The organism is Enterococcus sp. AZ062 (assembly GCF_051715065.1).
In the GTDB taxonomy this organism is placed as follows: Bacteria; Bacillota; Bacilli; order Lactobacillales; family Enterococcaceae; genus Enterococcus_B; species Enterococcus_B mundtii.
This window is the reverse complement of record NZ_JBIOTB010000001.1, coordinates 2,168,919-2,183,579: the sequence shown is the minus strand read 5'-3', so window position 1 is coordinate 2,183,579 and position 14,661 is coordinate 2,168,919. Positions and strand designations below refer to the sequence as shown.

The following is a 14,661-nucleotide window of genomic DNA, read 5'->3' as shown; positions in this document are numbered from 1 at the left end:
TATTTTTCAATTTTCTCTCTTATTGCTTAGGTCAAAACGCTTCTGGCATAACCTCAATAAATAGTGTTTCAGTAGTAGCTCCTTCAAAAATAAGCGTGAGATCTCAAAATTTGAAGAACAATTTTCAGGTTTCGCGCTTATTTTTCGGAGTTGAGTACTTCTATCACACCCTCGATTAGGAAGTGAAAAAATGGCAGATTATATTTTAGAAATGAAAGAAATCATCAAAGAATTCTCTGGTGTTCGTGCGTTGAACAATGTCAATCTCCGCATTAAACGTGGAGAGATCCACGCCCTTTGTGGCGAGAATGGTGCAGGAAAATCCACGTTGATGAATGTGTTGAGCGGTTTGTATCCTTATGGCAGTTATTCAGGCGAAATCATGTATGACGGTGAGGTATGCCAATTCAAAAATCTTAGAGATAGTGAAGCGAAAGGGATCGTGATCATCCACCAGGAATTAGCCTTGAGTCCTTATCTATCGATCAAAGAAAACATTTTTTTAGGGAACGAACAAACAAAACATGGCGTGATCGACTGGAACTTGACGGAACGAAAAACAGAAAATCTACTAAAAACAGTGGGCTTGAAAATCGATCCGAACACCTTAGTCTCACAAATCGGTGTCGGGCATCAACAGTTGGTGGAAATTGCGAAGGCTTTTTCTAAAAATGTTCGATTACTCATATTAGATGAACCGACAGCAGCACTGAATGAAGAAGAAAGTGCCAATCTTTTAGCATTGATCAAGGAGTTTCGCAATCAAGGGATCACTTCGATCATCATTTCGCATAAATTGAATGAAATCGTTGCGGTGGCGGACAGGATCACGATCTTACGAGATGGCCAAACGATCGAAACGTTAGAAAATACAGCAATCAGTGAAGAACGGATCATTAAGGGGATGGTTGGTCGTGATTTAACGAATCGTTATCCTGATCGTCATCCTGATATTGGCGAGGTTTATTTTGAAGTCAAGGATTGGACGGTCCATCATCCATTGACCACCGACCGAATCATCAATGATCATATCGATTTTTCGATTCGACGAGGAGAAATTGTTGGTATCGCCGGATTGATGGGGGCAGGACGAACTGAATTTGCCATGAGTATTTTTGGTCGATCATATGGAAGCAATATCAGCGGTAAGATTTTTAAAGACGGAAAAGAATTAGTGATCAAAGATGTTTCTCAAGCAATTGATCATGGGTTGGCGTATGTGTCCGAAGATCGTAAGTCTGTTGGCTTGAATCTTTTAATGGACATCAGAGAAAATACGACGATTGCTAGTCTCAAAAAAATTAGTCGAAGTGGCATTTTAGATCAAGAAAAAGAAGTGATCGAAGCAGAGAACTTTCGGAAAAAAATGAGGACCAAAGCCACCAATGTGTTCCAAAACGTTGGTAGTTTAAGTGGAGGGAATCAACAAAAAGTCGTTTTAGCTAAGTGGTTGATGACAGAACCGGAAATTTTATTTCTGGACGAACCGACTCGTGGTATCGATGTCGGGGCAAAGTATGAAATCTACACGATTATTGAAGAAATGGCTGCCTTAGGAAAATGTGTCTGTATCATTTCTTCTGAACTACCTGAGATCATCGGTATGTGTGATCGGATCTATACCATGAATGAAGGGAAAATGACGGGAGAAGTGCTTAGAGAAGAGGCAAATCAGGAGTTATTGATGAACCTGATGACAAAAGAAGAGGAGGCAGTGGGCTGATGGAAAATGTCACAAAAAAAAGTCAGGAAAAAAAAGCTTGGAATGTAAAAGAAAAGATATTGGATATCTTTAGTAAATATAGTATGGTCATTATTTTGGTCGCTTTGTTGATCGCTTTTCAACTAATGACCGGCGGGATCTTTTTAAGACCGCTGAATATAACGAATATCGTGTTGCAAAACAGCCATATTTTGATTTTGGCTGCAGGAATGTTGTTGGTCGTACTTTTAGGCTACGTGGATTTATCGGTAGGTTCAGTCATGGCATTTGTAGGGGCGATGGCGGGTATGTTGATGGTCAATAACAACATCAGTCCTTGGCTCGCAGTCCCTTTATGTTTATTAGTTGGTGGGGTGATCGGTGCGTGGCAAGGATTTTGGGTCGCTTATGTAGGAATCCCGGCGTTTATCGTAACACTTGCTGGTCTGCTGATGTTTCGTGGCTTGACACAAGTTGTATTAGGAGGGCAATCTTTAGCGCCTTTCCCTGGAGGTTTCCAAAAAATCTCGACGGGTTATTTACCAGATATCTTTGGTGTTCCTGGAATGCACTTATTGACGTTGATTTTAGGTGTCGTGTTAGCTGTTAGTTTAGTATTTGCTCAATGGCGTGCGAGAGCGCGAAGAAAAGAAAATTTATTTGAAGTACCATCAATGAACGCATTCTTGATCAAAGCAGCATTGACGATCGTTCTTGTCTTAGGATTAAGTTATATCTTTGCTTCATACCAAGGATTTCCAGTAATATTGATCATTTTAGGTGTGATTGTTGGGATATATGGATTTTTGACCAATCGGACAGTCGCTGGACGACAAATTTATGCCACAGGTGGCAATTTGAAGGCCGCTCAATTATCTGGGATCAAGACGAAGAAAATCACCTTTTGGGTATTTGTGAATATGGGCGTCATGGCTGCTTTAGCAGGATTGATCTTAGCCGCTCGTTTAAATGCTGCTACCCCTCAGGCAGGGACTTCGCTTGAATTAGATGCGATGGCTTCTGTGTACTTTGGAGGAGCTTCGACTTCTGGAGGGATTGGAACGATCACTGGAGCAATCGTCGGTGGCTTAGTCATGGGTGTGCTGAACAATGGGATGTCGATCATGGGGGTCGGAGTAGACTGGCAACAGGCAATCAAGGGCTTGATTTTATTGCTAGCTGTCGTATTGGATATTTACAATAAAAAACGCAAAATTTCTTGAGGTGGTGAACGGATGGAATCGACAGAGGAAAAACGGATATTATTGATTTGCACCGCTGGGATCACTTCTGGTCTGCTAGTAAAAAATATCCAAAATGCAGCAAATGAAAAAGGGGTGCCTCTACATGTATATTCTGCACCAGCAATCGTGGCAGAGCAGGCGATCCAAAACCAACATATTGACGGACTGATGATCGGTCCACAATCAGAGTATGAAGTGGAACGGTTAAAAGATTTTCTGACGGTAAAAGCTGTTCCTTACAAATTGATTCGTAAAGAAGATTACGAAACATTTGATGGTGAATCTGTCTTAGCAGATATCTTACAATTCTTTTGAAATCACTTGAAGTAAAAGTTGAAAAAGAGCAGTTGTTCCTTACAAAGCGCTAATAAAAAGAATCTCACAGATATTTTTTTGTGTTAATAATCCTTTCCAAAACAAGTTGTGCTACAATGATATCAAATGATTGTTCGGACAACTTACGTCGGAGTGAAAGGATTGGCAATGTAACCATGGATAAAACAAAATATCAAATGATCGCAGACGAGATAAAGGATAAGATCATTGACCAAATTTTTAAACTAAATGAACCGATACCACCTGAACTCCAATTACAAAAAGACTATCAAGTCAGCCGTCATACGGTAAGACAAGCGATTGGATTGTTAGTCAATGAAGGGTATCTACGTAAAGAAAAAGGTTCTGGAACATATGTCGATGACGCGTATAAGAAAACATCAGAAAGTAGAAAAAATCAAAAGACGATTGGCGTGATCACGACGTATTTATCGGATTATATATTTCCCTCGATCATCCGAGGAATTGAAAAAGCGTTGAGTGAACAAGGATATTCACTCTTATTAGCTAGTACGAATAATGATCATCAACAAGAAAAAAACTGTTTAGAAAAAATGCTGCAGTTTGGTGTAGATGGCTTGATCGTAGAGCCAACAAAAAGTAATGAATACAATCCGAACCTTGCGCTCTATGTCCGATTGAGAGAACAAGGAATCCCGATGGTCATGATCAATGCTGTCTATGAAGAATTAGCGGTCGCCTCGATTTGTGTTGATGATGTAAAAGTTGGCTTTAAAGGGACAGAGTATTTGATCCAGCAAGGACATCAGCGATTACTGTTCATCACGAAAATTGATGATTTACAAGGAAAATATCGGATGAAAGGATTTATTCAAGCGTGCGAAGCCTACGGTATCCAATTTTCGCCGGAAGATATCATTACCTACACGACTGATTCTCGTGGGAAACTAGGTGAAAAAGTCCTCTTACAGCTAAAAGAATCGGCAAGCACCGGCATCATCTGCTACAACGATCAAGTTGCTAGCCAGTTGCTTGATGAGGTGATCGCAAAGGGTTATCAAGTACCGCAGCAATTGTCGATCATCGGAAATGATGATTCCTCGTTGAGTCAGATGGGCGCAGTGAAACTGACCACTTTAACTCATCCAAAAGAGCGGATGGGAAAAGATGCGGCAGAATGGATCATTCACACGATCCAAACGGGTGATCAAGGAGAAAACATCGTCTATGAACCTAGTTTGGTGATCAGAGATTCAGTAAGTGCAGCAAAGAAGGGCGAGTAGCTGAGGGGAAACGCTAAGTGTACCAGATACGATAAAAATTTATTTAATGAAAATTAGTCAATGTCTAGCAAGATTATTTGCTCTTAAAAAGGTAAAGAGGGGGAATTTACTCTCTTTGCCTTTTTTATATGGCAAATGTGAATTTATCAGGAAAAAGAAAAAGGTTTATGTACGAACAAATAACTATAATATCGTTGACATGTACGTACAAAAAGTTTTATACTGTAACTATCATAAAGAGAAACTAAGGAGGCGTTTGACATCGAAGCGAAAGAAACTAGGCTGAAACGAATAGAAGCGATTCGCACAGGGCAAACAGCACTAGGTATTGAGCTAGGTTCAACGAGAATCAAAGCAGTGCTGATCGATCAACACTATGAGCCGATTGCAGCTGGAAGTTACGATTGGGAAAACCAGTTAGAAAACGGTATTTGGACCTATTCACTTGATGAGATTTGGAAGGGGTTACAATCGAGTTATGGACAGTTAGTCGATGTAGTTTCTGCGGAGTATGAGACGACACTGACTACGATAGGGGCTATCGGCTTTAGCGCAATGATGCACGGCTATCTGGCATTCGATCAAGACGATGAATTGCTTGTTCCTTTTCGCACGTGGCGCAATGCCATTACCGCAGAGGCAGAAGCAAAACTGAGCAAAGCCTTTCATTATACGATCCCACAGCGTTGGAGCATTGCCCATCTATATCAAGCGATTTTAAATAAAGAAACACATTTAAAAGATCTTAGTTACTTTACAACTTTAGCTGGGTACATCCATTGGCAATTGACCGGACAAAAAGTATTAGGAGTTGGAGATGCTTCAGGAATGTTTCCCATCGATCGTCAAACGAAGGGATATGATGCACAAAAGATTGCTATTTTTGATCAATTGGCACAAGCGGAAGGCTTTTCGCAACCGTTAGAAACGCTTCTTCCAGAAATTCGTTTGGCTGGTGAGGTTGCAGGGACGCTGACTGAAAAGGGAGCCAAGCTCTTAGATCTATCCGGTAACTTATCTGCAGAGATTCCTGTTTGTCCACCAGAAGGGGATGCTGGCACAGGCATGGTCGCAACGAATAGTGTGGGGTTACGTACAGGGAATGTTTCAGCAGGGACATCGGCGTTTGCAATGATCGTACTAGACAAAGAGTTAGTAAACATCCATCCAGAGATCGACCAAGTAACAACACCTGACGGAAGCCCTGTGGCAATGGTGCACACAAACAACTGCTCATCAGAAATCAACGCATGGGTCAAGATTTTCAAAGAGTTCAGTGAGAGTCTTGGCGTGACGATCGATACACAGCAGATTTATGAAACCTTATTTTTGAAAGCGCTACAAGGGGATGGCGACTGCGGAGGATTACTCAGCTACGGGTACCACTCAGGCGAAAACATCACAAAAATGGAACAAGGCAGACCACTATTCGTGAGACAGCCGGATAGTAAGTTTGATTTAGCGAATTTTATGCGGATGCACCTGTCAAGTGCTTTTGGGGCGATGCGTCTAGGGATGGAGATTCTTAAATCCGAACAAGTCACGATCGATCGTTTAGTGGCACATGGTGGGATCTTTAAAACGCCGAAAGTTGCTCAAACGATTCTAGCTTCAGCAATGGAAGCACCTGTCACAGTCATGGAAACAGCCGGAGAAGGAGGCGCTTGGGGGATCGCCTTATTAGCTGCTTATCTCCAAGCGGCAGAAGCAATGACTTTGGAAGAATTTTTAGCAAAAGATGTATTTTCAACCAGTGAAGGTCTGACGATCGAACCAACGGAGGAAGACTTAAGTGGTTACGCACGGTTTATTGAGATGTATGAAAAAGGGTTGCCTATCGAAGCATCCGCGATCGTATCAATGGAAGAAGGAGTGAGAGAATGTTAGAAGGTTTGAAAGAAGCGGTTTATCAAGCGAATTTAGCTTTACCAAAACAAGGCTTGATCAAATACACATGGGGGAATGTCAGTGCGTTTGATCGAGAAACAGGATATTTTGTCATTAAGCCTAGTGGTGTGAGCTATGAGGAAATGAAAGCAGAAGATATGGTCGTTGTTGATTTGAATAATCAAGTCATCGAAGGTGAACTAAATCCATCTTCCGATACACCGACACATGCGGTTCTCTACAAACATTTCCCTGAAATTGGTGGGATTTGTCACACTCATTCGACGTGGGCAACGATTTGGGCGCAAGCGGGTCTCGATTTACCCGCCATGGGTACGACTCATGCAGATACTTTTTATGGTAGCGTTCCTTGTGCAAGATTTTTATCACAAGAAGAAATCGATGCTGGTTATGAACACGAGACCGGCAATGTGATCATTGAGACATTCCAAAATAGAAATATTGATATCATGGCAATTCCAGGAGTGTTGTTACATGGCCATGGACCATTTACTTGGGGGAAAGATGCTTCCCAAGCGGTGATGAATGCTGTTGTACTGGATGAAGTAGCGAAAATGAACTTATTCACTCGTCAATTGAATAGTTTTTCCGAACCATTGCCCCAACGAATATTGGATAAACATTATTTACGCAAGCATGGTAAAGATGCGTATTATGGCCAAAAAAAATAAAAAAATAGAGGAGTTACAATCATGTTAGCAATCAGTAAAAAAGAATTTTGGTTTGTCGTAGGTTCACAACATCTATATGGGGAGGAAGCGTTAGCACAGGTCAAAAAGAATGCAGAGACGATCGTTACGGCACTAAATGATCACCAAACGTTGCCTTATCCGATCGTACTAAAAGAACTAGCAGTAACTGCTGATACGATCACCTCGATCATGAAAGAAGCGAATTACCAGGAGCAAGTAGCAGGTGTGATCACTTGGATGCATACTTTCTCCCCAGCAAAAATGTGGATTCGTGGCACACAATTATTACAAAAGCCTTTGTTGCATTTAGCTACTCAATTTAACGAGAGTATCCCATGGGAAACGATCGATATGGACTTTATGAACTTGAACCAGGCAGCTCATGGGGATCGGGAATATGGCTTTATCAATGCACGTCTCAATAAGAAAAATGAAATCGTGGTAGGCCATTGGCAATCAGAAGATGTGCAACGTCAAATCTCAGACTGGATGCATGTGGCTGTGGCTTATAATGAAAGCTTCTCGATCAAGGTCGCTCGTTTTGGCGACAATATGCGTAATGTGGCTGTGACCGAAGGAGACAAAGTAGAAGCACAGATCCAGTTTGGCTGGGTGGTCGACTATTATGGGATCGGCGATTTAGTCAAAGTGATCGATGAAGTCACTGATGAAGAGGTAGCGTCATTATTTGAAGAATATAAACAACTTTATGATTTTGATTATGCCGATTATGACCATGACACTTGGGAGGCACATGTCAAAGTACAAGCAAAACAAGAAATCGGGATCAGACGTTTCTTGGAAGCGGGCAATTATAATGCTTTCACAACAAACTTTGAAGATCTTTACGGTATGCAACAATTACCTGGCTTAGCAGTCCAACGGTTAATGGCAGAAGGCTACGGATTTGCCGGTGAGGGGGATTGGAAAACAGCTGCTTTGGATCGGATGTTAAAAATCATGGCACAAAACAAAGACACAGGTTTCATGGAAGATTACACGTATGAATTAACACCAGGAAAAGAAGCAATTTTACAGTCTCACATGATGGAAGTAGATCCAACATTGGCAGTCAATCGACCAAAAATCGTTGTTTCGCCATTATCGATGGGTGATCGAGAAGATCCGGCTCGTTTGGTGTTTGACGGTAAAGCAGGCGATGGTGTTGTAGTTTCCATGGCAGATTTTGGCACGCATTACAAATTGTTGATCAATGAAGTGGAAGCTTTTGAACCAACGGAAGCAGCCCCACATTTACCAGTGGCACGCGTACTTTGGAAAGTCAAACCGAGTTTCCATGAAGGAGTAGGTGCTTGGATCCGCACAGGTGGCGGACACCATACCGTTGTGTCATTGCACCTTACGACTGAGCAGATCCAAACGTGGGCACGCTTAGTAGATTTAGAAGATATCGTTATCAAATAAATGAAATGATCAAATAAGGGACTTTAGAAAAACTTACATCTAACGACACTTTTTCAAAGAAGTAGAGCGTTATGATGTCATTTCTTAGAGATTCAAGTTAAAGTTAAATAAATACCGTAATGTTATCAACTGATCGAGGTCGATAGCATAGGCGAGCAGTCGAAAGAAGCGACGAAGATGAGTCTGGACACTCTGGTAAAGGCCAGACTCATTTTTTGTTCTTTCTTAGGACTAGCAATGATTGAAGGGGTGTTCGATATGACAAACGTAGACAAACAAATAGAATTTGAACAATTAGATGCTTGGTGGCGGGCTGCAAATTATATTTCTATTGCTCAAATGTATTTAAAAGATAATCCATTATTACGCCGTCCATTAACTAAGGAAGATGTAAAGACACATCCTATTGGGCATTGGGGAACAATTGCTGGGCAAAATTTTGTGTATGCACATTTAAATCGTGTCATCAATAAATACGATTTGGATATGTTTTACATAGAGGGTCCCGGTCATGGTGGACAAGTGATGGTATCTAATTCTTATATTGATGGTAGTTACAGTGAAATCTACCCAGAATTTACAGAAGATGAAGCCGGATTGGCTCATCTATGTCGGGTATTTTCTTATCCTGGCGGGATTGCGTCTCATGCCGCGCCAGAAACACCAGGATCGATCCATGAAGGTGGAGAACTTGGTTATTCCCTTGCTCATGCGACAGGTGCAATCCTTGATCATCCCGATGTGATAGCGGCGACAGTCATAGGCGATGGCGAAGCAGAAACAGGACCATTAGCTGGCGGTTGGTTTTCAAATGTCTTTATCAATCCGGTCAATGACGGTGCGGTGTTACCGATTTTGAATTTGAATGGCGGGAAAATTTCAAATCCGACCATCCTTGCCCGCAAGAGTGATGAGGATCTTCGAAAGTATTTCGAAGGAATGGGCTGGAAACCTTATTTTGTTGAAGGGACAGATCCCGAAGTTGTTCATCACATCCTAGCATCAACGCTAGATACAGTGATCGAGGAAATCAAAGAAATCCAAAAAGAAGCAAGACAAGCACCTGCGGAATCAGCCACGATGCCAAGGTGGCCCGTCATTATTTTTCGGACGCCAAAAGGTTGGACAGGACCAAAGACGTGGGAAAATGAACAAATTGAAGGAACATTTCGTGCGCATCAGGTACCGATTCCAGTCGATTCTGAGCATATGGAACACGTCGATCATTTGATTGATTGGTTACAGTCTTATCGCCCGGAAGAGTTATTTGATGAACAAGGAAGAATCAACCAAGAAATCAAAGATCTCTCTCCGAAAGGCAATCGCCGGATGTCGACAAACCCAATCACAAATGGCGGAATCGATCCTCAACCGTTAATCATGCCTGATTGGAAAAACTATGCCGTAGATACTACAACACCAGGAGCTGTCGTTGCACAAGATATGATGGTCTTTGGGGAACAAGCGAGAGATGTAATCACGAAGAATCCAACCAATTTTCGGATCTTTGGTCCGGATGAAACAAAATCCAATCGCTTGAATAAAGTATTTGAAGTGACTGATCGACAATGGTTGGAACCTAAAGATGCTTCAGATGAGTGGCAGTCTTCTGTGGGAAGAGTTATTGATGGTCAATTGTCGGAACATCAAGCAGAAGGATTTTTAGAAGGCTATGTTTTGACAGGTCGCCACGGATTCTTTGCTAGTTACGAATCCTTTTTACGTGTCGTTGACTCGATGTTGACGCAACACTTCAAGTGGATGCGTAAAGCCAGTGATCAGCCTTGGCGGAAAAACTATCCTTCATTGAACTTGATTGCAACATCCACTGTTTTTCAACAAGATCATAATGGTTATACCCACCAAGACCCTGGGGTGTTGACCCATTTAGCAGAGAAAAAAGCAGAGTTTATTCGCGAGTACTTGCCTGCAGATGCGAATAGTCTGATGGCTGTGATGGATCGTGCGCTGCAAGAAGAGCAAGTCATCAACTTGATTATTTCAAGTAAACATCCACGTCCGCAATTTTATTCTGCAACAGAAGCAGAAGAACTAGCTAATGAGGGGTTGAAAATCATCGATTGGGCTAGTACGGTTTCTGCGAATGAAGAGCCAGATCTAGTGATCGCAGCAGCAGGCACAGAACCAAACCTTGAAGCACTTGCCGCAGTCTCACTATTGAATCAAGCATTTCCACAACTAAAAATCCGCTTTATCAATGTGGTTGATATCTTGAAGTTAAGACACCCATCTGTTGATCCGAGAGGGCTAAGTGATGAAGTGTTTGACACGTTCTTTACGAAAGACAAACCAATTCTGTTTGCTTTCCATGGCTATGAAGGCATGATCCGGGATATTTTCTTCTTACGACACAATCACCAATTGATGGTCCATGGCTATCGAGAAAATGGTGATATCACCACGCCGTTTGATATGCGCGTCTTTAGTGAACTGGATCGCTTCCACTTAGCGCAACATGCAGCGGTGACTGTCTATGGTGAAGAAGCTTCGACTTTTTCTGAAGAAATGACCCAACAGTTGAAAGAACATCGAGAGTATATTCGGAAAGAAGGTCATGATCTGCCAGTAGTGGAAAACTGGAAATGGTCAGAGTTGACTCGGTGAGAATAGTTAAATGATATAAAGATAACATTAGTCAAACTGATCTTTTGGTTTCTAGTGTTATCTTTTTTTTGGTTACAAAAGAATCAGAGGATCGAGACACGCCAATAAGCATAGATTCAAAGTTGCATAAATAAACAAGTTGAGAGAAATAGATCATTGTGCGCTCGTTTCTTTATTACAATGCATTTTTCCTATACATCCATGAAAAATTGTGTCAAGTTGGCTTCATCATAGATGATGAAAAAACTATAATTATTAGCATAAATAAAATTTTTTATAGGTTTTTATCTTATTAAGTAAGCGCTACCTAATTACATAACGTTATAAGCATAAAAATTCATTTAAAAAATAAAGTGTGTTATTCTTTGTTTAATGAAAGCGATCGTCAAAAAGTTTACATAATTTTACTTTGAAGTTAGGCTTTTCCTTTATCTATACATAATGGCGTTTGAAGATTTTCAGCTTCTTTTGTATTTAAGTAGAAATAATTGTCATTCAAATGCTGTTTACAAACAGTCCAAGTATAGACATGACTGTTTCACAAGTCTTCTTCATTCAAACGGAAGATAGATAAAGGGGGAAAACCTATGGAGATGCTAAATAACAAAAAAACGAACTCGTGGTTTTTTTGTATGTTATCGTTTATTTTTATCGCTTTTTTAGTTGGAGGCGCTTGCTCTATTTCTTATGCCGATGAAGATCAAAGCCAACAAACAAAGCCATTTGCCCAAAATGAGCACCTTGCCTTTTATCTTGAAGAAACAGATAAAGATGTCAAATTCCACGTAGATAAAAGCTTACCAGAGTCTTTGCAATTCATGATGACTATACTGGACTCGAAGGAAGCGAAAGTCCCTCTTTTCTTAAATGAAGACTCAGTGTCTGAGAACCAGTGGCTAACAGAAGAGCAAGTCACGTCCTTGTCCTTTACCAAACCAATGCAACCCATTCGACTGTTTATTCACTATCAGAGGAATGATGGGGTGGTGAGGGAGCTTACGCCACCAGAAGGACAGTTAGTTCAGATGACTCCACAACAAGCGAATGCTCAATCAACCGTTTCAGAAAGTGAACTGACCGACAAAATGAATAGCAGTAGCAGTACTGTGGAAGAAAATGGAGAGTCTGGAGAGAGTCCAGAGACTGATGAGACACAGCAATCATCCGGTGAATCAAAAATAGCGGAAGAACAGGACACGTCCTCTTCTGACTACCAACCACCCATGGCACGAGCAGCCCAAGCTTTTGCAACAGGGACAGGATCTCAATATGTACCGCCGGGAGCTATCCCTATCAGTGGCGCATTTGCCGCACCAAATGGTGGGGCTGTGGTGTCAAATGTCACGAATACAAATGACAATGGAGGAAAACCATTTTCACAAATTTCTCTTTCAGGTAGTAATAACTGGACGTCGATTTGGTCAAATGACGCATATCGCTTAGATTTCACGAAATCATTTTCACAACGTGTCTATGTCAATTTCGGCACACAACAAGCAGATGGCGTGGCGTTTGTCATGCATAACGATGCAAGAAAAACAACTGCCATTACGAACTCACGGGCGGTAGGTGTCGACGGTCAAAACTTGGGAGTCTACGGAGCGACTGGCGGCTACTATGAGTTATTGGCTCAGAGAACACCAGAAACGACAGCTATTCGTAATTCATTTGCGGTTGAATTTGATCTATTTGCCAATGAAGCAGTAACTGGTAGAGCACGCTATGACGCTCAGATTCCTGCTGGAAGTACGCCACATATGGCGTATACTTTTCCGGGTAACCTAAGCCGAACGTATCAACCAATCAATGCAGTGAATGGTGATTTAGGAGCAAATGATTGGTTCACTTTGACCCTCGCTAATCCCGGACGGATCAAACACAACAGCTTGATCCCACTTAATGGAGCTGTCAGTACCAATGTCCAAGATGGAACATGGTACGAGTTCAATTATAGCTTTAATAGCGCCACACGGAACTTTACCTATTCATTTAGGAATCCTGCCAATGGGGCAAAAACTACTGACACAACGATACCTTGGGGGGATTTGAACTCGGAATTGCAATTAGCGACCAACAACAATCGAGCCTACTGGGGATTTACAGCGGCCAACGGTAGCGTATCAGGACAAGTTCGTTTTGCTTTTACTCAGCCACCGATACCGATAGGCGCGACAGTGACGAGTAATGTATTGGACAACGCCAATACATCGGTGACTGTTCCAAGTACAGATACAAGTAAAAGTAAATATTTGATGAGTGAGCAGCCTGCTAAGATCCAATCAACGATCAAGGTAAATACAGGTGAAGCAGCCTTGAATACTACGAGGTGGACGACGGTGCTTGATGCGAAAGCAATCAATTTGGCAACAAATGCGACAGTCACACCGACGATCACGAAAACGACTGCCGCAGGGGTGACGTCAACGGTTGCCCCAGCAAATTTATCAACAGTCGTGACAAATAACGCGACGACTGGCGTGATCACAGTGGTCACGACGATAGCCAATAACGCAATCAATCTCAATCCAGGAGATTCAGCGACACTGAGTTATTCAGCACCAACAAGAACATTGTCAGTCGATGCACTAACTAGTTACGGAAGTTCAGTCTTGGCAAATCCAGTGGGAACGACGCCAAATGATACAACAAACGTCACCTACTATGGCGATACCGTGTATTATTGGGTTCGAAAAACGGATCAATTTACTACTCTGTCATGGGAAAGTGTCAATACGGTGCCCAATTTTAGTGAGACGCTAGATATCTCTGCGAATCGCGATCCTGGATACAAAAAGACATTCTATTGGAAAGATTTAGATGTTGGCGATCGATTGAGTTTCAAAGTGAGAAAGGGAACGACTTATCTGACCGATGTCCCATTTTCTGATGTCACGACAACAGGGGCAACAAGTTTTAATGCAAATACACAATTAGCGATCCCTACAAAATATTTTGATTATGGTGAAAATAAATTTGTCATCGAAGTGTACTCTTCTGGGAAATTGACGAAACCCGAAGAACCGGCAGCGTCATTAAATCTGACGGTCACCTACACTGGAGAATTAAGACTTGAGCAGGCACCAAGTACATTCAAATGGACGAATCGAAAGGTTCGTCAAAGTAAAGGGATCTTGGATCGTGATGCGGGCAATAGCTTAGAATTAAAGGTATGGGATTCGAGAGATCCACGGACAACAAGAAATTGGTCGGTTGGTCTTTCGATCACGAGTGGAACGAACGCACCTTTTTCTTTCGTCTGGAAAACAAGTCCTACGAGTGCTGTTCAAAATTTGGGTAATTCACCAATCAAAGTGTTTGATTCTGCGAGTGTGACACCGACAGGTTATCTTTATACGCTGAATATGAGTGAAAATGCCGGTGTTTTGTTGAATAGCTCGAAACTGTTGCCTGTGGGTGATTATAGCGGACGAGCGACAGCCAATTGGAAGCTATATGACACAGCTACGATCGAATAAGGAGGCGAT

The 14,661-nt window shown here is 41.8% G+C and carries 9 protein-coding genes; all 9 read left to right on the top strand.

The annotated features are described in order from the left end of the window. Positions 1-190 precede the first annotated feature (190 nt). The 9 genes from mmsA to IGJ00_RS10275 all read left to right on the top strand — a co-directional run bounded on the left by mmsA (position 191) and on the right by IGJ00_RS10275 (position 14,652). Positions 191-1,723: a multiple monosaccharide ABC transporter ATP-binding protein gene (gene mmsA, locus IGJ00_RS10315; RefSeq protein WP_074799501.1), complete on the top strand. Its 1,533-nt coding sequence runs from the start codon at positions 191-193 to the stop codon at positions 1,721-1,723. Continuing rightward, a complete protein-coding gene (gene mmsB / locus IGJ00_RS10310; protein ID WP_023519955.1) occupies positions 1,723-2,925 on the top strand; it encodes a multiple monosaccharide ABC transporter permease in 1,203 nt (400 codons plus the stop codon). The genes mmsA and mmsB overlap by 1 nt, the downstream gene beginning before the upstream one ends. 12 nt (positions 2,926-2,937) lie before the next feature. Then, on the top strand, positions 2,938-3,261 hold the full coding sequence (locus IGJ00_RS10305) for a PTS sugar transporter subunit IIB (RefSeq protein ID WP_071866862.1): 324 nt from the start codon (positions 2,938-2,940) through the stop codon (positions 3,259-3,261). A gap of 176 nt (positions 3,262-3,437) precedes the next feature. After that, on the top strand, positions 3,438-4,526 hold the full coding sequence (locus IGJ00_RS10300) for a GntR family transcriptional regulator (protein ID WP_074799500.1): 1,089 nt from the start codon (positions 3,438-3,440) through the stop codon (positions 4,524-4,526). A gap of 261 nt (positions 4,527-4,787) precedes the next feature. Continuing rightward, positions 4,788-6,413 carry a xylulokinase gene (locus IGJ00_RS10295; protein WP_438844578.1) on the top strand — a complete coding sequence of 542 codons (1,626 nt, stop codon included), beginning with the start codon at positions 4,788-4,790 and terminating at the stop codon, positions 6,411-6,413. Beyond that, the gene (locus tag IGJ00_RS10290) at positions 6,407-7,105 is read left to right on the top strand and encodes an L-ribulose-5-phosphate 4-epimerase (protein ID WP_071866859.1); all 699 of its coding nucleotides are present in this window, start codon (positions 6,407-6,409) and stop codon (positions 7,103-7,105) included. Before IGJ00_RS10295 ends, IGJ00_RS10290 begins: the two co-directional genes overlap by 7 nt. A 21-nt stretch (positions 7,106-7,126) precedes the next feature. Beyond that, a complete protein-coding gene (gene araA, locus IGJ00_RS10285; RefSeq protein ID WP_438844402.1) occupies positions 7,127-8,551 on the top strand; it encodes an L-arabinose isomerase in 1,425 nt (474 codons plus the stop codon). A gap of 258 nt (positions 8,552-8,809) precedes the next feature. Continuing rightward, positions 8,810-11,176: a phosphoketolase family protein gene (locus tag IGJ00_RS10280; RefSeq protein ID WP_161641951.1), complete on the top strand. Its 2,367-nt coding sequence runs from the start codon at positions 8,810-8,812 to the stop codon at positions 11,174-11,176. 587 nt (positions 11,177-11,763) lie between these two features. Further along, a complete protein-coding gene (locus tag IGJ00_RS10275) occupies positions 11,764-14,652 on the top strand; it encodes a hypothetical protein (RefSeq protein ID WP_438844401.1) in 2,889 nt (962 codons plus the stop codon). The last annotated feature ends 9 nt before the right edge of the window (positions 14,653-14,661 follow it).